The organism is Sorangium sp. So ce124 (assembly GCF_051525235.1).
Lineage (GTDB): Bacteria > Myxococcota_A > Polyangia > Polyangiales > Polyangiaceae > Sorangium > Sorangium atrum.
Genome location: NZ_CP150312.1, coordinates 6,025,284 through 6,045,755 on the forward strand (window position 1 = coordinate 6,025,284; position 20,472 = coordinate 6,045,755).

Below are 20,472 nucleotides of genomic sequence, written 5' to 3' on the forward strand. Positions count from 1 at the left end.
GGAGCGCGGGCGCAGCGCCACGAAAGCTCGATCCGGCCGCCTGCCACCGGACCAGCGGGACGAGCGCAACCGACGCAACCACGCAACCGACGCGACAAGACGCCACGAGACGCCACGAGACGCGACAGACGAAGCGCTGCGAAACGTTGGACCGGGCGGGCGCTTTGCCTCTTGCATCCTGGTCCCAGCCGGGCGATTCCCGCCCCTGGGGGCCCGCTCCAAAGCACGCCTTGACCCTCGTCCAGGCGAGCGGCTAACGTGCGGCCGTTCTTTCGCCTCGCGGCAAGGCCCGGAGGCGGATCCCACCGGCGCGTCTCGCCGGGGGGCCGACGTCAAACGTGGTCGGGAGCGGCGTGCGCCGTACCCGCCATCTCATCAAGAAAAACAAGGACGGCCCAACATCTATGCGTGCTCGAGCCGGGGATCCCCCCCGCACGATGCCCCAGAAGATCCTCGCCGGGCGGGCGGCGGATCCTCAGCTGCGCGGTGATCTCGTCCAGGTCAAGGTCGACCAGGTGATCCTCTCCAGGGCGCCGTCGCGCGCGCTGGCCGAGGCCATCGCCACGGGCATGAAGAAGACGCCGGTCGAAGTCGCCGTCGCCTACGACGGCACCTGCGTGGCCGACGCGAGCTCGCTCGCGGATATCGACGAGGGCAGCCCGCACTCGGTGTCGCCCGAGTTCCCGACCTACAACATCCCGATCGCGCGGCCCGGCATCGGCTTCCCTGCGCCCGTTCACCTGGAGCGCTTCGCGGCGCCGGCGCGGCTCGCCCTCACGGACGACCCGCGCCTCACGACCGTCGGCGGCATCGGCATGCTGTCGCTCGTCGTCTCGCCGAGCCAGCTCGGGCAGGCGCTCGCCACGGGCTCGATCTGGCTCCGGCCGCCCCGCAGCGTGCAGATCCACCTCTCGGGCAGGGTGCGGCCCTTCGTCTGCGCCAGGGACGTCGCCCTCGAGCTGCTCCGCAGGAACCTCGACGAGGTGGTGCGCCGCATCGAAGGCGAGCACCACGCGCCGGTGATCCTCGAGTTCGCCGGGCCGAGCGCGCGGCTCCTCTCCGTGGGCGACCGCGCGGTGCTCTGCGGCATCGCGCCGCAGGTCGGCGCGGCGGCGGCGCTGTTCGTGAGCGACGAGAAGACGGAGGTCTTCCTCCGCGATCAGCGCAGGTCGAAGGCCCACCGCGCGCTCGTGCCTGACCCGGGCGCGCCGTGCGAGGAGGTCGTCTCGATCGATCTCGGCACGGTCGATCCGCTGCTCATGGACGAGGAGGGCGTGGTCAGGCCCGTCCGCGATCTCGCCGGCAAGCCCGTGGCGCAGGTCGTCCTCGGCGGCGACTCCGGCGTGACGTTGCGCGACATGCTCGCGGCCGCGCTGCTGCTCAAGTCGAAGCGTGTGCCGTCGCGGCTCGACCTGCTCGTCGCGCCGCCGTCGCGGCAGGTGCTCGAGGTGCTCGCGCAGTCGGGCGCGCTCGTCGATCTCGTCGCGACCGGCGCGCGCATCGTCGAGCCGGACAGGCGCGTCGTCACGTCGGAGATCTACCCGCCGCCGCCCGGCAGCCTGTCGCTGCGCACGGCGGATCCGGAGCCGCGCATCGCCGGGGCGCCGTCGTTCGTCGTGGCCTCGGCGGAGACCCTCGCCTACGCGGTCGCCACCGGCGCCGTCGGCGATCCGCGGTCGTTCAAGCGGCCGGTGCGGGTGACCGTGCCGCGGGCGCTGCCGACCGACGACGTGCTGATCCTCCGCGACAAGAAGGGGGAGCAGGTGAGCACGAAGAAGCCGCCGCCGGCGCCCGCGGCGGTGCCGTGGAAGGGGCCGCTGACGCTCGACGTGCTCGCCGGCGTGCCGAAGGTGAACGGACACGCGGCGGTCGGGGCACCCGGGCGCGCCGCCCCTGCCCCGGTCGAGGCGCCCGCGGCGGCCGCCGCGGATCAGCAGGGGCAGGCCGCGCCGGCGGAGGGCAAGGCGGCCGGCGGCGTGGCGCTCGTCCTGTCGACGCTCGACGAGGTGCGGGCGGTCGCGGAGCGCGCGACCGATCTCTCGACGGTGCGCGCGGTGGTCGCGCCCTTCGTCCCGAGCACCGCGGTGTCGGCGTTCGCGAGCGAGGGGATCGCCACGTTCCTCGTCGGCACGGAGGCGCTCGGCAGCATCAAGGAGCAGAAGAGCGTGGAGCTCCCCGCCCCCGCGCAGTGGGGCGATCGCGTCGCGGCGATCTTCGGGAGCGAGCGCGTCGAGGTGGCCTGGCTCGCGACCGGCATGGAGCGGAGCTGGACCCACGCGGGCACCGTGCGGCAGCCGGCCAGCTCGAGCAAACCAGCGAGGTAGCCGGGCCGAGATCCCGGTGGCGAGGCCGCCCCCACAGAGCGGGAGCCGCCTTCCACCGGGGACCGGGGAGCGGGAGAGCAGCGCTCAGGGAGCCGCGCGCACGGGGGCCAGCGGGGCGAGGAGCTTGATCTCGTTCGTGAGATCGCGGAAGCGGATCTGCTGCTCGTTGATCTGCATCTCGAGGACGATGACGCGCTTCGTGATCTCGTCGAGGCGCGCCGACGCCTTCGCGAGCCGATCCGTGAGGTCGCGGCGGAGCTCGTCGGCGGTCTTGTTCTTCTCGATGGCCCTGAGGTTCTGGCGGAGCTCGTGGCTCTGCTGCTCGAGGCGCTGCTGCTCGGCGAGGATCCTGTCACGCTCGTCGATCGCCGGGCGGAGCTTGCCCCGGATGTCCCAGGCCTGACCGAGCTGCTTGGCCACGGCCGCGTCGGCGCGCGGGTCCTTCAGGTAGCCTTGCACCGCGTCGTCGGCGAGCTGGTCGAGCCAGTCGATCTGCTGCCGGAAGAGCCGCCGCTCGTCCACGTCGAGCACGGCCGTCCCCCGGCGCGGCACGTCGACCGGCACGAGGGCGCTGCCCGTTCCGACGTTGTCCTCCGTGCCCTTCGGGGGCGCGTGCAGGCGCGTCCCGTGCAAGCGGGGGTGCTTCACGAGCGTCCTCGCGGCGAGGTCGCCGCCGTTGCGGACGGCGTACTTCGTGTGCGTGACCCAGTCGCGCTCGATCTCGAGCGCGCCGGCCTCGATCTTCGCGATGCGCGCGCCCTCCGCGCTCTCCTCGCGCGTCGTGTCGACGGCGAGGCCCCGCTCCAGCGCGAACGGCACCGTCGTCGTGGCCCCCGGCGGCAGCGGCTCGACCATGCCCTGGCCGAGGAACGCGCCGTTCTCGAAGACGGCGATGGGGCCGCGCTCGAGGAGCCCCTTCGTGTCGTTCGTGAAGCGCGCCACCCGGAACGGGTGTGAGCTCGACGCGGGCACGCCGCCGTCGGGCGCGAACAGGAAGATCGACTCGCCCGGGACCTGCCTGGCCAGCAGCAGGACCATCGTCGCGCTCTTGTCGGGGATGTCGACAGGGAACGGGATGTCGTAGCGGGTCGTGCCCGCCTCCATCGCGACCGCGGCGAGGGCGCTCATGTTGCGCGGCGGAGAGGGGTTCATCGCCATGGGCGGCGGCGCCTGCGCCGCCGCCGGCGCTGACCGCTTCAACTGCGGCCCCGCGTGTTGCCCGCCGGCGCGCGCCTCTTCGCGGTCGGCTAGCCTCGGCATCGGCTTCGCGGCGGGTACCGTGGCAACCGCGCTCCGCCTCGCGGACCGCAGCTTGCCGCCGCCCTTCTCCATTTCGAGCTCGGCCTCATCGGCGAACGCGTACCCCTCCCCGTCGTCGCCCGGCGCCGCGGGCGCAGGCGCGACGGGCGGCGGTGGCGGCGGCGCGGCCTCGGTGGCCAGCGTCGTCTCGCTCGTCGGCACGGACGCGATCACCTCGCCCTGGTCGCTGACGACGGGGCGCGGCGGGATCGCCGCCTGATCGAGCGTCGCCTGGAACGCGAGCGGCGCGCCCGCCACGAGCGACAGCTTCACCCCCTTCCAGTCCTCGCCCGAGAGGTTCTGCACGATGCCCCACGCCTGGAGGTGCGCCTGCTTCGCGTCCGCGCGCGGCGCTGCGCCCTGCGCCCCGCCCGCGCCCATCACGAGCCGGTACGACGGCCTCCACACGGGCGTCTCCGCCACGTAGCCGACAACGAGATCGTGCTCCCGCCCGTCGAGGGTGAGCTTCACCTTCTCGTGCTCGTCGTCGCGCTTCTTCTCCCCCGCCGCCGCGCCCTTGGCCTTCGGCGGCGGCGTCGGCGTCACATCGGGCCCGAGCTCATCCGGCGCCTCGTCTTCGCCGGATCCGTCGTCGACCTCGACCGGGAACGACGCGCTCCGGACGCTGCTGCCGCCGGCCTCGATGACCGCGAGCGTCGCGAGGAAATCGCCGACCTTCTCCTTGCGGACCCGGAAGGTCACCTGATCGGCGTCGATGAGCCCCCGGCGCTCGAAATAAGCGACGCCGTTCCTGTAGATGACCACGCGCCGCAGCGCGAGCCCCGAGGCGTCCACATCGGGGCCGCGCGCGCAGCCGGCGAGCAGCGTGAGAGCGAGGAGCAGGCCGGAGCCCGCGCTCGCGACGTCGTACCGTCTCATGAATGTCCCTGGGTTTTCGCTTGAGTCAGCTGTCGGAGGGCGCCGTCGAGGCGCGGCGCCAGTCGGGCGGCAGGTCGAGAAAGCCCTCGTTGCAGAGGAACTCGTAGAGCCCCTCGCAGACCTCGCCGCAGATCATGCTGAAGAGGTGGGGATCGGTGATGAAGAGGATCGTCTCGTCGCGCTCGGCGCCCGCCGTGTCCGCGAGCTGGGCGACCAGCTCGTCCTCGGCGAAACCGACGAGCATCACCATGAGGTGGCGCTCGAACGCGCTGCGGAAGCGGGGGAACGCCTCGCTCGTCAGCTTGTACGCGTACGCCCTGCCCTCGAACGTCCGCGCGTCCTGCACGACCCGCGCGGAGATCTCGCCGAGGCTCTGGGCGAGCTGCACGCTGAAGAAGTCGACGAGCACGGCGTGCACCACCGAGACGATGCGCCTGAGCTCGCTGGATCGGCGCGAGAGGAAGGCGTCCTGCATGTCCTTCGTGAGCTTCGCGAGCAGCTCGAACGACTGCTCCCGCGCGTCCTCGGACGCGAACTCGAAGCCGTCGAGCTCGGCCTCGATCCGGTTCTTGTAGCGGGTCAGCACGTAGAAGAGCGCCTGCTCGCCGTGGTGGATCACCTTCGGCGCGCCGTCGCGGCCGCGCGTCTTCTCGTGGAGCTCGGACTGGAAGAACAGGCGGGCGAGGTTCCTGTGGATCTTCTTGAGCCGCCGCTCGACGAGCAGCGAGATGCCGTCCTCGCGGATGACCCGCTCGAGCAGGGCGCAGAGCGTCTTCTCGTGCGCGTCGCGGATCGCGTCGCGGTTCTTCGCCCCGCGATCCGCGGCGCCCGCCGACGCCTGGATCACCTTCAGCTGGGCGACGACCTGCGCGGTGACGGCGTCGAGCTCGGGGTTGGTCTCGAGATCGGCGCGGTAGTGGACGATGCGGGCCTGCATCTGCTCCTCGAGCAGGCCGAGCGCCATCTCGGTGATGTGGTCCTTCAGCGCCTGGCTGACGTGCTCGCCGACCCGCCGCGGCGCGTCGGGCGGCAGCGGCCTCGGCGGCTCGGGCGCCGGCCTCCCCCCCGGTTGCGATCGGCCCGAGGGCGGCAGCGGCGGAGGGTTCCGAGGGACCGGGGCCATGACCCGACAGCATAGCGGAACTGGTCCGTGGTGTGCGGTTTTGGCGGAGCGGCGCGAGTCGGAGTAAGACGGCGGCCATGCACACGCTCGCTTCATTGATGTGCGCCGGGGGACCGGAAGGCCCTCGGGCGCCCTCCTCGCCGGCCCCCTCGCCCATGGCGCCCCCGCGCCTGGTTCGCCGGCGCGTCGCGGCGGCGCTCGCGCTCGCGCTCGCCAGCGCTGGAGCGGGCTGCTCTCGCGACGGCGACGGCCAGCCGCCGCCCGCGCGCACGCCGGAGCCCGCGGCGCGGCAGGAGCCCTCCGCGGCGGCGCCGGCCGCCACGGCAGAGGGCGCCGGGGCGGCCGCCGCGACGGACAGGAAGGACGGCGCGGCGGCGCCGCCGGCAGGTCAGCGCGAGAGGTTGAACGTCCTCGTGGTCTCGATCGACAGCCTGCGCGCGGACATGCCGTGGAACGGCTACGAGCGCGACATCGCGCCCGCGCTCACCGCGTTCGAGAAGAAGGCGGTCAGCTACACGCGCCACTACGCGATCTCGTCGTACACCTCGATGAGCGTCGGCGGATTCCTCGCCGGCCGGTACCCGAGCGAGGTCGATCGCAGCGGCTACTTCTTCGGCAACTACCCCGACAGCGTCCTCATGTTCCCGGAGCTCCTGCAGAAGGCCGGGGTGCGGACGATGAGCGCGCACGCGCACTTCTACTTCGACCAGAAGGCGGGCTTCCGTCAGGGCTTCGACGTGTACGAGATCGTGCCGGGGCTCTCGGCCGACAACACCACCGACCGGAACGTCACGAGCCCGGGGCACCTCGAGCTCGCGATGAAGATGCTCTCCGACAAGGCGAACACGTCGGGCACCTTCTTCGCGTACTTCCACTTCCTCGATCCGCACGACGTGTACATGACGCACGAGGGGATCCCGCAGTTCGGCAAGCGGGCCCGCGACAAGTACGACGGGGAGGTCAGGTTCACCGACATGCACGTCGGCAAGCTGCTGGACTTCGTCGCGCAGCAGCCGTGGGCCAAGGACACGGCGATCATCGTGACCGCGGACCACGGCGAGGCGTTCGGCGAGCACAAGATGTTCCGCCACGGCTTCGAGGTATGGGACGTGCTCGCCCACGTGCCGCTGATGATCCAGGCGCCCGGGATCACCCCGCGCCGGATCGACGTGCCTCGCAGCTCGATCGACCTGGCGCCGACGATCCTGGAGCTGACCGGCGCCCCGGCAGAGCCGTCCTTCCCGGGCAAGAGCCTGGTGCCCGAGCTCCACGGCGCGACGCCGGAGCCGCGCGACGTCATCGTCGATCTTCCGCGCACGAGCGACAACGACCGGCGCAGGGCGCTCATCCACGGGCAGTACAAGCTCATCGCGTACGGCGACGACGACGCGTTCGACCTCTTCGACGTCGTCGCGGATCCGGGGGAGACCAAGGATCTCAAGCGAGCGCAGGCGCCTGTCTTCGAGGAGATGAAGGCGCTCTACAAGGAGCGCTCCGCGGCCATCAAGGACGTGTGCCCGAAGAACACGGCGAAGCTCAAGGGGAAGAAGAGCAACAAGCGGTGCTAGCGCGCGGAGCGGAGCGCCGCGCCGCAGAGCAGCAGCGCTAGCGCGCCGGCGGGGCGACGGTGAGCGTCACGACGTCGTCCTCGCCCGCCTCGATCCCGGCGCGCGCCACGAGGCGGGCGCCTTCGCACTCGAGGTGGAGCACGACGGGCGCCACCGCCTGGCGGCCGCACGACGGATCGCTCGAGACGCGCGCCGCGAAGGCGCTGCGCGCGAGCTCGACCGCCAGGGCGATGCCTCCGATGCGGCCCATCGCGTCGTCCGGGGCGACCTCGCGCGCCGAGCGCGCCTCCTCGAGGCGCGTGAAGAGGGCGGGCCCGCGGATCGCGACCTCGATCGGGCGGCCCGCCGCGTCCTCGAGGACGGCGACCTCGATCTCCGCCTGCCGCGGCGCGCTCTCCCCCTCGGCCGTCACCACGAACCAGAGCGGGATCCGCTTCGCGCAGACCGCCGCGCCCGGGCCCGCGCGCTCGTCGGCGGGCGCGCAGCGGGGAGGCGGGAGCGCCAGGCTGAACGGGACGATCACCTCCGCCGGCGCCTCTGCGAGGGGCCGCCCCCAGGTTCGCCTGTCCAGGAACCGGCGCAGCCACGCGGTGACCTCCTCGCCGATCCGCGCGCGCTCCGCCCGCTGCGTCGCGAGCTGCGCCTCCGTCTGCTGAGCGGCGCGCGAGAGGACGTCGCCTGTGTTGCGCTCGCGGACGAGCTCGCGCAGCCGGTGGGCCGCCTCATCGCGGAACGCGCCCCTGGGCAGCGTCGCGAGGTACGCGGTGAGGCCCGCGGCCGTCCTGCGCTTCGCTGCGTAATAGATCGGCTCGGCGCGCGTGAGGTAGGCGCGCACCTCGTCGGCGAAGGCCCCGCGCGGATGGCGCTCCAGGTAGGCCGACGCCGCCGCGAGCCGCCCCTCGAGGGTCCTCGACACGCGCGTCGCCCGGTACGCCGCGTAGTCGTCGTAGCCCGCCAGGAGCGCCGGCGTCGAGGCGCACCCGGACAGGACGGCGACGAGCGCCGCGCACGAGAACATCCGAGCGGAAGTCGCAAGGCGTCGGCGGGAGGCGACTGCGCCACGCCCGCTCATGGCGCCTCTTCCAATGGGCAAAAATTGCACTCCGTCGGGGTCGACGCGCCTTCGTCGGCCATGTGGCCGCGGTACTCGTCGCAGCTCGCGAACTTGAGCTTGTGCAGGCACACCTCGCCGTCGTGGACCAGCGGATAGCAGCCGGTCGGGAGCTCCGGCGCGACCTCGAAGCCGCAGGCGGCGTCGCAGGCGCGCGTGCGCAGGCCGCACTCGTCGCACCGGGCGCAGTCGATCTGCGCCTTCAGGGCGAAGAACTTGTAGGGGTCGAGCTCCTCCGGCGCCTGGCCGCAGCTGCCGATGTCCCCGACCACCGGCGCGATGCCCACGAAGAGCAGCAGCGCCGCCGCGCCGGCGATCTCCTTCGCCCGTGGGCGCCCGCCTCGACGCTCGCGCTCCGGCAAGCTCATGGAAGGAGCTCGTGATCGATCATGAGCCCGAGCTGCGCCGAGACGACGGGGTAGACGGTGTACGCCGCGTCGTACGTCGCGGCGCCATAGAAGAGATCCCCGACGATCTCGCCCGAGAGCGCGACGCCCGCGAGCAGGGAGTACCCGAGCCCCAGGGCGAGCTCGCCTCCGACGTTCACGTCGGGCTCGATCAGGATCGCCGCGCCGAGCCGCCCGTACCCGAGCACGCGCGTGAGGCCGCGGTAAGCGACGAAGTAGCTCGGCGTGAGCGACTCCTGCGGGACGCCGCCGACGGCGACCGAGAAGCGCAGCGCCCCGCCGTGCTGGACGCCGTCGGCCGGCCCCAGCGCGAGCGCGACCCCGAGATCGAGGTACCCCGCGGTGAGCGAGAGCGACTCCGCCGAATCGCCGAGCTGCGTCTGCAGCCGGTAGGGGTTGTTGAAGCGGATCCCCTTCCCCATCGCGACGGTCGACACGACCCGCCCCGCCGTCCCCGGTGGCCGCGCGAGCGCGCGGTACGCATCGAGCTCGGCGCCGCCGCGATCCTCGCCGGACAGCGACGCCGCGGCCCCCTCGGCGCCGCGGTCTGCGGCAGGCTGGGCCGTGGCGGCGCGCCCCCAGGATGCCCCGAGCAGAACCGCCACCAGCGCAAGCCCGGTCCGGAGTTCCAGCATTGCCACGAGCCTTCTACCCCGAGGCAGCGCCCGCTGGCACGCTCAATTGCGTCCCGCCCGCACGCCGCGCGAGCCTCGCGGCGGCATCGCCGCCCGGCGACGGCGCGCCGCGTGCCCCCGGCACGGTGCTCGCCACCGCTGCGTATCCGCCCGCTTCACCTGCGGACCGGACCCTGCATGGTGAGACCACCGTGAGCAATTCAAGCACCCGAGGCAGGCAAGGCACCGCCGCACAGCCGTCGCCGCTGCGCGCGCCGCGCGCCAGCGCGACGCGGCGTCGAGAACGAGAAGATCGCAGCGAACCGGGAAGGCCGCGCGACCCGGCCCAGGAAGCCGCGTGGACCGGCGCGGGCGAGCTGGACGAGCCGTTCGTCGACATGCTCGACGCCGCGGCGGCGCCCCCGCTGCGGGGCAAGGTGAACCCGCGCAGCGAGATCAGCGACGTGATCCCGACGCTCGACGACGAGGTCCGCGGCTACCACCACCACCCGAACGACGCCGGCTGCACCGAGTTCGAGGTGAACCCCGACGCCGCCGACGCCGCCGCCGATCTCGCGAGCGACCTCGGGGCGGAGTTCCTGGAAGGCGCGACGAGGGGCCAGGACGTCAGCGACGTCGTGATGTCGCACGACGAGGACGACGGCGACCTGCCCTATCTCCTGGAAGACGAGGACGTCGAGTCCGTCGAGCCAGACGCCGAAGGAGAGGACGAGCAACCGGTGACCCAGCGGATGCGGCGGCACGCGGGCTGACGGGCAGCGCGCGACGGCGCGAGGTCGCGGCGCGCCGCCACGCGCGGCGCGCGACGAGGTCTGGCCCGGTCACGCCTGACCGAGCACGGGCAGCTCCGCCACCACCTCTCCGTCGATGCGGATGAAGGCCAGCAGGCCTTCGTCCTCGTAGGCCAGCACATCGAGCACGATCCGCTCGCACAGCGGCAGCACGTACAGCGCTCCGTCGTCCGCCATCACCGTCATGGATCGCACAGGTGCGCTCGCCGTGGGCAGCGTCTCTGTGGTCCGTCGTCGCGCATCCATGTCGCTTGAGCTCCCAGGCTTGAGTCGAGCTCCGGCCACCGCCGGCGCCGCGAGGCTAGAGGGCCTGCCCGTCATCTCACCAAGCGCCTTCCATGCCACAACGCTGGCGCAGCAGCGCCGGAGCCCGCGGCGTTCCACGGCGACATATGGCTTTCGCCCTGGCCCGCGCCGCTGCGTCGCTGCGGCTCAGCCGCGAGCGGCGCCGCTCCCCGCCCGCAGCGGAGCGCGGCGCGCCCGGAGCGCCGCAAGACCGCGATTTCGAGCCGTCTCCGGCCTCGCCGACGGCCGATGCGCGCAGGCGTTCAGCCCGCCTGCGCGCGGTCATCGCGGTCTTCGCGCCGTTCCGACGTCCGGCGCCGATGCCGCGGACAGGACCTTTCGCGCGAGCTTGGAAACGCCGATATCCAGCGCGCCCGGATCGAGCCACGCCGCCTTCTCGTAGGGGGAGGCAAGCTTTGCCCGGAAGCGCCAGGGGGCCGCCACCTCGGCGCGCGCCACCGTCACGTCGAGGCGCCGGTGCGTGAGGATGTGGCGCACGCGGCCGATCTCGCGGAGCGGCGCGTCACGCGCGACGCCCACCAGCTCCAGGAGCGCGCGGGCGTCCGCGAGGGCGCGCGCCTCGACCATGGGCGGCTCCCAGAGTCCGCCGAAGAGACCTCCCTCGGCGCGCCGGACGAAGAGCACGCGATCGCCCGACCGCACAACGGCGGCGACCATCGCGACCGCCGGGACGTCGCGTTTCGGGGCGATCACCGGCAGATCCGTCTGCCGCCCCGTGGCGCGCGCGACGCACGCGCCGTCGACGGGGCAGGCATCGCAGCGGGGGTTCCGGGGCGTGCATACGGTGGCGCCGAGCTCCATCAAGGCCTGGTTGAAGCGTCCGGGATGGACGCTGCTCGGCGCGCCCCGCACGAGGCGTTCGGCTGTCGACCAGAGCTTACGCGTGCCCGAGGCGCTGCGGATGTCGTCGTCGATGCCCTCGATGCGGGAGAGCACCCGGGCGACGTTGCCGTCGACGAGCGGCACCGGCTGATCGTACGCGATGCTCGCGATCGCGCCCGCGGTGTACGCGCCGACGCCGGGCAGGGCGAGCAGCGCGGAGACGTCGCGAGGGAGCGCCCCGTCGTGGCGCGCGGTGACCTCGCGCGCGGCGAGGTGGAGCACGCGGGCGCGGCGGTAGTAACCGAGGCCGCTCCAGAGCGAGAGCACGTCGTCGATCTCGGCGGAAGCCAGGGCGAAGACCGTCGGGTAGCGGGCGAGGAAGCGCTCGTAGTACGGGATCACCGTCTCGACCCGGGTCTGCTGGAGCATCACCTCGCTCAGCCAGATCGCGTAGGGGTCGCGCGTCCTCCGCCACGGCAGATCGCGCGCGACGCGGCCGAACCAGGCCTCGAGGGCGGCAGCGATCTCCCGGTCGCGCTCGCCCGGGTCCGGCGCTGCCGGCGGAGGGGCGCCCGCGCCCTGCTCGCGGGACGAGGCACGGCGACGCAGAGAGCGCTGCCGCTCCTGATCATCCTCGCGTGCGCTCGCACGGCTGCGCGCGGGTTGTTGCTGGTCTGCGCTCGCACGGCTGCGCGCGGGTTGTTGCTGGTCTGCGCCCACGCGCTTGCGCGCGGGCGGCCGCGACGTCGTGCTCACGCGCGAAAGACCCCGCCTCTGCGCTCTCGACGCGGATCGCCGAGGTCGCACGGATCGCTGAGGTTGCGCGGCTGCCGCTCGCGGTGCTCAGAAAACGCTTCCATCGCGCGGGACTCTAGCGCAAGAGCCGACCGCGGTGTCGTCCCGGCGCCCCTGCCCACCCCAGCTGCTCCCTCGGGCAGCGCGCCTCTGCGCCGCGCTGTTCCTCGGGCTCGTCGCGCCCGGGTGCCGCGACGAGCCGCGCCCCTGGGAGGGCAAGCCAGGCCCCGCGGTCGTGCTCTCGGCAGCGCCGCCTCAACCTGCCGCCACGATCGGGACCGGCGAGCTCGCGGACGCCGACGCGGGACAGGGCGACGGCGACGCCGGAACGCGCGCGGATCTCGATCTGCCGGTCCCCCCGGTGCGCGTCGGCGGTCCCTGGGTACGCTGCTATGGGAACTTCAGGATCAGCGGCGATCCGCTGAAGGACGTGACGCGCCTGTCGCTGCTCTGCGGCCCGGAGAACGGCATGCGCCGGATCTCGCCGAAGCCGATCGAAGGTCAGGTGGCCGAAGGCGGCGCGATCGTCACGGAGAAGCTGCAGGCGGTCCGGGGCGCCTGTTACCGGGTATTCGCCGTCGGCGGACCGGGGGTCCTCAACCTGGACGTCGCCGTGCGGAGCAGCCGCGGGGCGATGATCGCGAGCGACGGCACCGAGGACGCATGGCCGATCGTCCAGCCGGATCGGCCCTTCTGCCCGCTCGAGGACGACGACGCCACCGTGGAGATCAGCGCCCGCCGCGGCAGTGGCCGGTTCGCAGCGGAGGTCTGGATGCTGAAATCCTACAAACGAGCGCGCCAAGGCGACGCCGGCACCGAAGCGGGAGAGGACGAGACGTACGAAATGAACAACGAGACGGACACCTACGAGGAGCTCTGAGCTGGTGTCCTCTCGACCATCGCCCGAGCCACAGACATCGCGGCGTCACGATTTCCGTCCGGGTCACTGCAGTGTCCGCTGCCGACAGCTGCAAGGAAGAGCTCTGCTGGCTGCCGGACGCGCGCGAAAGGCTCCCCATCGTCATCAAAATCCGGCAGATCCATGGACCATGGCGCGACGCCGGCACCCTGCACGCACCCCTGCATTGACGTGGCCGCCCCGTCCCGCTAGGGGAGCCCGAGCCATGGCCGACGACACCGAGCCGCTCCGCGAGGACGAAGGGGACAAGGTGGAAGGCGAAGGCGAGAAGAAACGCCTCTTCGAGCGCGCTATCCCCGAGATCTTCAAGCGCGTGGTCGAGCGCGCCGTCGAGAGCGGCATCGACAAGCTCAGCGAGGGGCCCGAGAACCTCCGGCACTTCGTGGGCGACCTCAAGCTGCCCAAAGAGGTCCTCCACTACCTCTATACCCAGATCGACGAGACCAAGAACGGTCTCTACCGGGTCGTCGCGAAGGAGATCCGGGACGTGCTCGAGCACACCCAGTTTGCGGACGAGATCACGAAGGTGCTGACGAAGCTCTCCTTCGAGATCAAGACCGAGATCCGCTTCATCCCCAACGAAGCGGCGAAGCGAGACGACAGCCAGGACGAGCCGAGGACCGGGTTGCCGAAGCCGGAGGTCACCGCTCAGGTGAACGTCAAAGACCGAAGCAAAGAGACCGGGCGAGACCGGCGCCGTGAGGAGAAGTGACGACGAAAAAGCTTAGGACAGGCGGCGAAGTCGACGCCTGGTGCACCAAGTGCCGCCTCGATCTTACCCATCGGATCATCGCGATGGTCGGCGACGTGGTGAAGAAGGTCGAGTGCAAGACCTGCATGTCGCACCACCTCTACCGCCAGCCGAAGAGCGAACGGGAGAGCCGCGCGGCGGCCCGCGCCTCCGCTCGGAGCAGCAGCGAGCCGCGGGCGGCGTCGAGCTCGCCGCGCGGCGGCGTGGAGCGCCTCACGGCCGCTCAGCGCGCCGAGCGCGATCAGACGCTCGCGTGGGAGCGCGCCATCGCGGGGCAGCCGTCCGGCGCGTTCAAGCCGTACCGCGTCACGCTGACCTTCGGCGAGGGCGAGCTGATCCACCACAGCAAGTTCGGCGACGGCGTGGTCGCGAAGGTCATCGATCGGGGCAAGATCGAGATCCTGTTCAAGGACGGCCCTCGCACGATGGCGCACGGGCAGCCGTAACGAGCGCCGCGGCGCTCGCTCGAAGCCCGAAACTTGGGGCTGCCCGCGCGATCGGGTAGCCTCGGTATCGCCTTGGACAACCCTTCGCCCCCTCCTGCGAGCGGGTCCCTGCGCAGGCGGCGATCCCGCGCTGGCTTGCCCGAGCGCGCGCTACGCTGCGCGGCGATCTGCGCGATCGCCGTCGAGGCGCTCTGGTACGGCATCCACGAGGTCCGCGGCTTCGGCCCGGCCCTCGCCGACGGCGTGCGCGCCGTGGTCGGTCCTGCGCCTGTCGCGTGGGCCGAGGACGTGGCCTACGGCGTCGCCGATCGGCTGAACCGAGCCATCTACCGCCACGCGGCGCCGAAGACCTTCTGGGAGCCCCCGCCCGCCGCCGTCGCCGCGGAGGCCGTGAAGAGCGCCGAGGGCCCGGAGGCGGAGCCGGTCACGTCGCCCGCCTCGTTCCAGCCGCCCTTCCCCGAGGTCGCGGCCACCGGTGATGGCGTCTGGACGCCGATCGCCGACAGCGCCGCCCGGCCCGGCGAAGCTCAGGTGCTCTGGAAGAGCGTCGTGCACCCCGACCCGAAGCGCGTGTTCGCGGCCATCGCGGTGGTGGCGATCGATCTCGGGCGCGTCGACCTCCGGCTCGTCGCGGGCACCAAGGAGCCGTTCTCGCCGGACATCCCGGCAGAGCGGCGCCCTGGGCTCGTGCCAGGAGGCCACGCCGCGGAGCTCGTCGCCGCCTTCAACGGGGGCTTCAAGGCGATGCACGGCCACTACGGGATGATGCTCGACGGCGACACGTTCCTGCCGCCGCGCGACAGGGCGTGCACGATCGCGCTCTACCGCAGCGGCGCGGTGCGGATCCGGACCTGGCCCGAGCTGCGCGACGGCGAGGCCCGCATGGCCGCGTACCGGCAGACGCCGCCTTGCCTGGTCGAGCAGGGCGAGCTCCACCACGCGCTGTACGATTCGAACCGGGACTGGGGTGCGACGGTGAGCGGCGAGACGGTGATCCGGCGCTCGGCGCTCGGCGTCGACGCGACGGGCAAGCTGCTCTTCTACGGGCTCGGCGAGGCCGTCACGGCCCGCAGCCTCGCCCGCGGGATGAAGGCCGCGGGCGCGCACGACGTGGCGGAGCTCGACGTCAACCACGCCTACCCGCGCTTCCTCCTGTACGCCCGCGGCGCGGACGGCGCGGGGCCGCGCGCCAGCTCGGCGCTGATCCCGGACGTGCAGTTCAAGCCCGAGGAGTACGTCGCGGAGCCGGCGCAGCGCGACTTCTTCTACCTGCGACGCCGTCGGCCGCCGGCGCCGCTCGGGATCGCCGATCCGGCGCCCGAGAGCGACGTCCTCGATCGCGGCGGGCGGTGACCACCGGCCCTCGCCGCGACTAGCGGCGATCGAGCAGGTCGCGCAGGCGCTGCGCGAGCGTCTCGGGGGTGAACGGCTTCTGCAGCAGCGCGAGCTCGCGATCGGGCTCGGCGCCCGCGAGGACGTCCTCGGCGTAGCCGGAGATGTACAGCACGCGGGCGCGCGGGTGGATCGCGACGGCGCGCTCGGCGAGCTCGCGGCCGTTCATGCCCGGCATCACGAGATCGGTGAGCAGGAGGTCCACGGCGTCTTCTCCCTCCCGCGCGAGCACCGCCAGCGCTTCCTCACCGCTCGCGGCCGAGAGCACGCCGTAGCCGCGCCGCTCGAGCACATCGACGATGAGCTTGCGGACGGCGTCGTCGTCCTCGACGACGAGCACCGTCTCGTCGCCGCCCGCCGGCGACGGCCGCGCGCGGGCGGGCGCCACCTCGGCGCGCTCCTCGACGCGCGGGAAGTAGACGCGGAACGTCGTGCCGCGCCCGGGCTCGCTCTCGACCTCGATGAGCCCGCCGCTCTGGCTCACGATCCCGTACACCGTGGCGAGGCCCAGCCCCGTGCCCTTGCCTCGCGCCTTCGTCGTGAAGAACGGCTCGAACAGGTGCGAGAGCGTGTCGTGATCCATCCCGTTGCCGCTGTCGGTCACCGAGAGCACCACGTAGGGAGGGCCCCCCGCGGCGGGCGCGTCGTCGTCGTCCCGCTCCGCCGGCGCGAAGGACCTCGCCGCCGGGCTCTCGCCTGGCTCGCCCAGGGAGGTCTCGACGACGAGCTTGCCGCCCCTCGGCATCGCGTCGCGCGCGTTCACGACGAGGTTCAGGATGACCTGCTCCAGCTGGCTCTTGTCGACCTTGATCGAGCCGAGATCCCGGTCGACGTTCGTCTGCAGATCGATGTCCTCGCCGATGAGGCGCTGCAGCATCGTCTGCATGTCGAGCACCACCGCGTTGATGTCGAGCGCCTCGCGCTGCAGCGCCTTGCGGCGGCTCATCGCGAGGAGCTGCCGCGTGAGCGCCGCGGCGCGCTCCCCGGCCTTCGTGACCTGGAGGGCGTCGCGCCGCAGCGCGCTGTCGGGCCCGAGGCGGCGGATGAGGAGCTCGCCGTAGCCGAGCATCACCATGAGCATGTTGTTGAAGTCGTGCGCGATGCCGCCGGCGAGCCGCCCGAGCGCCTCCATCTTCTGCGACTCGCGCGAGCGCTCCTCGCGCTGCCGGAGCGCCTCCTCGGTGCGGCGCCGCTCGGTGATGTCGCGGACGAGGACGAGGACGTGCCCCTCGAGGAACGGCATCACCCGCGCCTCGACGTGCCGCTCTCCGCCGGCGCTCGCGACGGCGTGCTCGAGCGCGACGACGGCGCCCGCCTCGTGGGCCTCCTGGCTCGCCCGCTCGAGCCGCTCCCCGAGATCCAGCGGGAGCACCTCGGCCATGCGCTTGCCCGACAGCGCCTCCGCCGCGACGTGGAGCTCGGAGAGCCGCGGCTGGTTGAAGTCGACGATCTGCAGCTCGGCGTCGAGGCGGAAGCAGAGATCGGGGATCGCGTGGAATAGCGCGCGGAGCTCGCCCGCGGCGCGCGCGCCCTCCCGCTCGGCGCGCCACCGCTCGATGCTCTGCCCGATCTGGCTGCCCACGGACGCGAGGACGCGGAGCAGCTGCTCGTCGCCGCGGTGCGGGGTGCGGCTCCTCAGCTCGATCACCCCGGCGACGCGGGGGCCGCACGGGATCGGGACGGCGCACGCCGCGCGCTCCCAGTCCGGCGCGCGCGCGGCATGCTCGCCGACGTCGACGACGCCCGCGCTGGCGCGGAACACCGGCGAGCCGCGCCGGAAGGCCTCGCCGACGAGATCCGACTCGGCGGCGAGGGTCGGCCCGAGGCGGAGCACCTCCGCGAGCGCCTCGCGATCGACGTGCGCCGCCGACCGGGCCTCGACGCAGCGGAGCGCGCCCGCCCTCGCCGCGGATCGCGGCGCGTCGCCCGCGGCGCTCGGCTCCGGCTCCGCGAGCCAGAGCGCGGCGACGTCCCAGCCGAGGTGGTCGATCAGCGCGGCGAGCACGCGCGGAGCAGCCTCCGCGAGCGAGGCCGCCCCGCACAGCGCGCTCGTCGTCGCGAGGTGCGCGGCCAGCCGGGCCTCGGCCTGCCGGCCCTCGGCCGGATGGACCTCGGCGAGGCCGCCCGGCGCTGCGCCGGCGTAGGCCCGTCCCTCGGGATCGAGATCGTCGTGTGGCACGTGAAGCCGCGGAGCCCCCATGCGCTCAGCCGCCGGTCTTCTCTGCGGCGCCGCTCTCGAGGTGCACCGTCCAGCATACGGCGCCGGAGGCCGGCTCACCGCCGGGCGGCCCCACGCTGACCTCCGCGCGGGCCGGCCCGACGGCACGGACATAGAGCCGCTGTCCGACGGCGCCGCGCCCGAGCGCGCAGACCGCGCGGCGCACGCGCGGATCGTCCGCCGCGACCTCTCCCTCGTCGTCGGCGGCCATGAACAGGAGCTCGACCTCGGGCTTCAAGCAAGCGCCGACCTCCCGCCAGACGTCGTAGTCGACGGACGGATCCAGGACGTCGGCGAGCTGCCCGTGGCGGGCGCGCCCGACGCGGTAGCGGAACGCGTCGCGCTTCTCCGCGCGGAGCGTGGCCCCGATCCGATCGAACCGGAGCGACAGCGCGCCGAGCGCGGCGGCCATCTTCACGGTGGGCGCGCCCAGGTTGGCCTTGTCCGGCTCCTTGAAGCGGTGCACCTGCACGCCTGCCGGCAGCACGCCGGCGAGCAGCTCCGCGAAGCGCTGGTTCATCCCGAGGCGCCCGCCGAGCAGGATCCGGAGCCCCTGGTAAGGATCCGGCTCCCTCCCGATCTTGGCCACCGCGCCCTCGAGGTGCCGGCGGACCACCTCGACCCCGTCCCGGAACCACGCGTCGATCGCGCCGCTCAGCGCTCCGCGATCGATCGAGAGCGGCACGACGGCCGGCACCCCGTCGAGCCCGACCAGCGAGAGCCGCTCCGCGACCGCCGCGCTCGGCCCCCCCTCGAGGAGAGGCCGCAGCAGCTCCTTGAGGGCCCACGCGTTGGCGCGCCCATCGGGGGACGAAACGAGCAGATCTTCCGCGCCGTCGATCGGGTCCTCCTCGGGCGGTCGCTCGAAGGGGATCCGGTGATCGAGCATCGCGGCCTGGCTGGACGAGTACACCCTGTAGGCGATCCGGTGGAGGAGCCGCTCGCCCCCGAGCCAGGGGATCGCCGTGGGCTCGAGGTACTCGACCATCCGCTCCAGCCCCTGCGCGGCCTCGTGCGCCTTCGCGCTCCGCAGGATGCCGAAGGCGAGCCCCGCCTCGCTGGCCCCTGCGTCGACGACGCAGAACGGGACGCCGCCGTCCCGCGGCTGGATCCCGAACATCCGGAACGCCTGGACCGCATAGGCGATCGCGGACGGCCCCCCGTCGACGACCTGCAGGCCGTCGAGGTCGTGGTACTCGCAGAGGCCCGCGGGCAGGCTCCTGAACAGGCCGCGGCGGAAGGCGATGAGCACGCTCTCGCGGCGCTCGGGCGACCAGCCCGTCGGCATCGTGATCGCGTAGCGCGTGGAGAGCCCCCGCGAGCGCTGGTTCAGGTGCAGGCCGACGTAGTACGCGTAGAGCTCGAGCGGATCGAACGGGTCGTGCGCGCCGATCCCTTCCTCGTCGATGGTGGGCAGCGCCGGCTTCTTCAGCGCCTCCGCTGTGTCGGGGTCGCTCCTGCCCCGGAGGCGGAACGGCTCGCCGCGCTCGGTCCGCTCGCGCAGGAGCGGGAGGGCCGGCAGGGAGGCAGCGGCGCGCTCATGGACGTCGGCGCCCGGCCGGAGGCGCATGTCGCGCGCTGCATGCCCGACGAGCACGTCGCCCCAGCGCGTCATGGGCAGGATCACCCGATCGCGCCAGGCCTTCGTCGTCCGGGCCAGCGCCTCGAACGCGACCTCGCTCGGGTTCTCGTTGTCGGCAGACACCCGGACCGGCGCGTCGGCGCCGATCCGGACGAACTCGGCGCCGCCGCGCTCGCCCCGGACGGCGACGGCCGTCGACGCCGCGCCGACGTCCACGGCGACCCAGTCGGCCCGCACGTCGAGCCGGGGATCGCGCCGCTTCACCTCGGGCGGGATCGGGTCCTTGTCGGTCTTGCCGGTGCGGCGGTGCAGCCCGACCACGCGGCCCTGTCGGACGATGGCGATGGACGTCGCGCCGAGGAAGCGCGCGCCGGTCCAGAAGCCCTGCGCGGGATCGACCAGCGTCGTCCCCTTCACCGGATCGAGGTTCGCGACGACCTTGGGGAAGAAGTCCGCGATGTGCTCCGGCGACGCCACCCCGTCGTAGCGCTCGACCTTGATCGGCGGCGAGTAGTAGTTCTGGAGCCCTTCACCGTAGATGCGCGGACTGACCTGGATCAGCTTCAGGTAGGGGATCGGGCAAGTCTGCTCGTCCAGGCGGAACTCCTGGTAGAGCGCGGTCGGGGCGATCGTGTTCTCCATCTCGGGCGCGATGCGAGGCACGCTCGCGCTCATCTCGGTGCCGAAGTACATGAACTTCGTGCCGGCGCCCCCGGTGAACGCGGCAATCCTGACCTCGTTGAACGTCGCCTGCCCGACGATGAGCGGCGGTAACGCGATCACGTAATCGAGCACCAGCGTCGTGAGCCAAGGTTGGTCGAAGAGGCGCGATTCCCAGCGCATGACGAGCGTCGGGAACGCGCGGCCCTCGAGGGAGACGATCTTCTCCGCCTCGCGAACCAGCGCACCATCGACGGACAGCTCGTAAACCGGCATACGTGGGCGACGTTATCACGAAGATCCCCTGCGCCGGCCCGGGGATCGCGGGGGCAGGGCGTTGGTTATCGGGCGCTCCGGCGGCCGCGCGCTCGCGCCATCGCTGTTCCTGTGGGGTGTCCACGCCGCACGGCGGCGGGTGAAGGCGACGCCCGTCGTCGCCCTGCG

16 protein-coding genes are annotated in these 20,472 nt (G+C 72.8%); 7 read left to right on the forward strand and 9 right to left on the reverse strand.

What is annotated here, in order from left to right; all coding sequences use genetic code 11:
• Nucleotides 1-437: 437 nt before the first annotated feature.
• Nucleotides 438-2,324 (forward strand): aconitase family protein, encoded by a 1,887-nt coding sequence (locus WMF19_RS22540; protein WP_437330608.1) that lies wholly within the window; start codon nucleotides 438-440, stop codon nucleotides 2,322-2,324.
• A gap of 84 nt (nucleotides 2,325-2,408) precedes the next feature.
• Here WMF19_RS22540 and WMF19_RS22545 read toward each other — a convergent pair whose 3' ends face one another.
• Both WMF19_RS22545 and WMF19_RS22550 read right to left on the reverse strand, forming a co-directional pair.
• Nucleotides 2,409-4,502: a hypothetical protein gene (locus tag WMF19_RS22545; protein ID WP_437900961.1), complete on the reverse strand. Its 2,094-nt coding sequence runs from the start codon at nucleotides 4,500-4,502 to the stop codon at nucleotides 2,409-2,411.
• Nucleotides 4,503-4,527: 25 nt separating this feature from the next.
• The gene (locus WMF19_RS22550) at nucleotides 4,528-5,625 is read right to left on the reverse strand and encodes a hypothetical protein (RefSeq protein ID WP_437330610.1); all 1,098 of its coding nucleotides are present in this window, start codon (nucleotides 5,623-5,625) and stop codon (nucleotides 4,528-4,530) included.
• A 77-nt stretch (nucleotides 5,626-5,702) separates the two neighbouring features.
• On the opposite strand from WMF19_RS22550, the gene WMF19_RS22555 reads away from it, so the two are divergent.
• Nucleotides 5,703-7,193 (forward strand): sulfatase, encoded by a 1,491-nt coding sequence (locus tag WMF19_RS22555; protein WP_437900962.1) that lies wholly within the window; start codon nucleotides 5,703-5,705, stop codon nucleotides 7,191-7,193.
• Between the two features lie 37 nt (nucleotides 7,194-7,230).
• On the opposite strand, the gene WMF19_RS22560 is transcribed toward WMF19_RS22555, so the two are convergent.
• Genes WMF19_RS22560 through WMF19_RS22570 form a run of 3 tightly spaced genes read right to left on the reverse strand, consistent with a single transcriptional unit; the run spans nucleotide 7,231 to nucleotide 9,346 of the window.
• Nucleotides 7,231-8,211: a hypothetical protein gene (locus tag WMF19_RS22560; protein WP_437900964.1), complete on the reverse strand. Its 981-nt coding sequence runs from the start codon at nucleotides 8,209-8,211 to the stop codon at nucleotides 7,231-7,233.
• Nucleotides 8,212-8,261: 50 nt separating this feature from the next.
• Nucleotides 8,262-8,672, reverse strand: a complete 411-nt coding sequence (locus WMF19_RS22565; RefSeq protein WP_437330613.1) for a hypothetical protein — start codon at nucleotides 8,670-8,672, stop codon at nucleotides 8,262-8,264.
• Nucleotides 8,669-9,346 (reverse strand): hypothetical protein, encoded by a 678-nt coding sequence (locus WMF19_RS22570; RefSeq protein WP_437901659.1) that lies wholly within the window; start codon nucleotides 9,344-9,346, stop codon nucleotides 8,669-8,671. The genes WMF19_RS22565 and WMF19_RS22570 overlap by 4 nt, the downstream gene beginning before the upstream one ends.
• A 191-nt stretch (nucleotides 9,347-9,537) precedes the next feature.
• Here WMF19_RS22570 and WMF19_RS22575 point away from each other — a divergent pair, with 191 nt between their 5' ends.
• The gene (locus WMF19_RS22575) at nucleotides 9,538-10,098 is read left to right on the forward strand and encodes a hypothetical protein (RefSeq protein WP_437900965.1); all 561 of its coding nucleotides are present in this window, start codon (nucleotides 9,538-9,540) and stop codon (nucleotides 10,096-10,098) included.
• A 69-nt stretch (nucleotides 10,099-10,167) separates the two neighbouring features.
• Here the strand turns inward: WMF19_RS22575 and WMF19_RS22580 are convergent, their stop codons facing one another.
• Both WMF19_RS22580 and mutY read right to left on the reverse strand, forming a co-directional pair.
• Complete coding sequence (locus tag WMF19_RS22580) at nucleotides 10,168-10,323, reverse strand: hypothetical protein (RefSeq protein WP_020736650.1); 156 nt, start codon at nucleotides 10,321-10,323, stop codon at nucleotides 10,168-10,170.
• Nucleotides 10,324-10,704: 381 nt separating this feature from the next.
• On the reverse strand, nucleotides 10,705-12,021 hold the full coding sequence (gene mutY, locus WMF19_RS22585) for an A/G-specific adenine glycosylase (RefSeq protein WP_437900967.1): 1,317 nt from the start codon (nucleotides 12,019-12,021) through the stop codon (nucleotides 10,705-10,707).
• Between the two features lie 136 nt (nucleotides 12,022-12,157).
• Between mutY and WMF19_RS22590 the strand changes: the two genes are divergently transcribed.
• From WMF19_RS22590 to WMF19_RS22605, 4 genes are all read left to right on the forward strand, one after another.
• Entirely contained in the window at nucleotides 12,158-12,940 is a 783-nt protein-coding gene (locus WMF19_RS22590; protein WP_437900968.1) for a hypothetical protein, read from the forward strand.
• 244 nt (nucleotides 12,941-13,184) lie between these two features.
• A complete protein-coding gene (locus WMF19_RS22595; protein ID WP_012236567.1) occupies nucleotides 13,185-13,691 on the forward strand; it encodes a hypothetical protein in 507 nt (168 codons plus the stop codon).
• Nucleotides 13,688-14,176 carry a hypothetical protein gene (locus WMF19_RS22600; protein WP_437900969.1) on the forward strand — a complete coding sequence of 163 codons (489 nt, stop codon included), beginning with the start codon at nucleotides 13,688-13,690 and terminating at the stop codon, nucleotides 14,174-14,176. The genes WMF19_RS22595 and WMF19_RS22600 overlap by 4 nt, the downstream gene beginning before the upstream one ends.
• Before the next feature lie 135 nt (nucleotides 14,177-14,311).
• Entirely contained in the window at nucleotides 14,312-15,529 is a 1,218-nt protein-coding gene (locus WMF19_RS22605; protein WP_437900970.1) for a phosphodiester glycosidase family protein, read from the forward strand.
• A gap of 19 nt (nucleotides 15,530-15,548) precedes the next feature.
• Here WMF19_RS22605 and WMF19_RS22610 read toward each other — a convergent pair whose 3' ends face one another.
• A complete protein-coding gene (locus tag WMF19_RS22610; RefSeq protein ID WP_437900971.1) occupies nucleotides 15,549-17,747 on the reverse strand; it encodes an ATP-binding protein in 2,199 nt (732 codons plus the stop codon).
• 25 nt (nucleotides 17,748-17,772) lie between these two features.
• Nucleotides 17,773-20,304 (reverse strand): hypothetical protein, encoded by a 2,532-nt coding sequence (locus tag WMF19_RS22615; RefSeq protein ID WP_437900972.1) that lies wholly within the window; start codon nucleotides 20,302-20,304, stop codon nucleotides 17,773-17,775.
• Between the last annotated feature and the right edge of the window lie 168 nt (nucleotides 20,305-20,472).

Coding starts and splice junctions, on each gene's coding strand:
- WMF19_RS22540 (WP_437330608.1), top strand. CDS start 438: ATGCCCCAGAAGATCCTCGCCGGGCGGGCGGCGGATCCTCAGCTGCGC.
- WMF19_RS22545 (WP_437900961.1), bottom strand. CDS start 4,502: ATGAGACGGTACGACGTCGCGAGCGCGGGCTCCGGCCTGCTCCTCGCT.
- WMF19_RS22550 (WP_437330610.1), bottom strand. CDS start 5,625: ATGGCCCCGGTCCCTCGGAACCCTCCGCCGCTGCCGCCCTCGGGCCGA.
- WMF19_RS22555 (WP_437900962.1), top strand. CDS start 5,703: ATGCACACGCTCGCTTCATTGATGTGCGCCGGGGGACCGGAAGGCCCT.
- WMF19_RS22560 (WP_437900964.1), bottom strand. CDS start 8,211: ATGTTCTCGTGCGCGGCGCTCGTCGCCGTCCTGTCCGGGTGCGCCTCG.
- WMF19_RS22565 (WP_437330613.1), bottom strand. CDS start 8,672: ATGAGCTTGCCGGAGCGCGAGCGTCGAGGCGGGCGCCCACGGGCGAAG.
- WMF19_RS22570 (WP_437901659.1), bottom strand. CDS start 9,346: ATGCTGGAACTCCGGACCGGGCTTGCGCTGGTGGCGGTTCTGCTCGGG.
- WMF19_RS22580 (WP_020736650.1), bottom strand. CDS start 10,323: ATGACGGTGATGGCGGACGACGGAGCGCTGTACGTGCTGCCGCTGTGC.
- WMF19_RS22595 (WP_012236567.1), top strand. CDS start 13,185: ATGGCCGACGACACCGAGCCGCTCCGCGAGGACGAAGGGGACAAGGTG.
- WMF19_RS22615 (WP_437900972.1), bottom strand. CDS start 20,304: ATGCCGGTTTACGAGCTGTCCGTCGATGGTGCGCTGGTTCGCGAGGCG.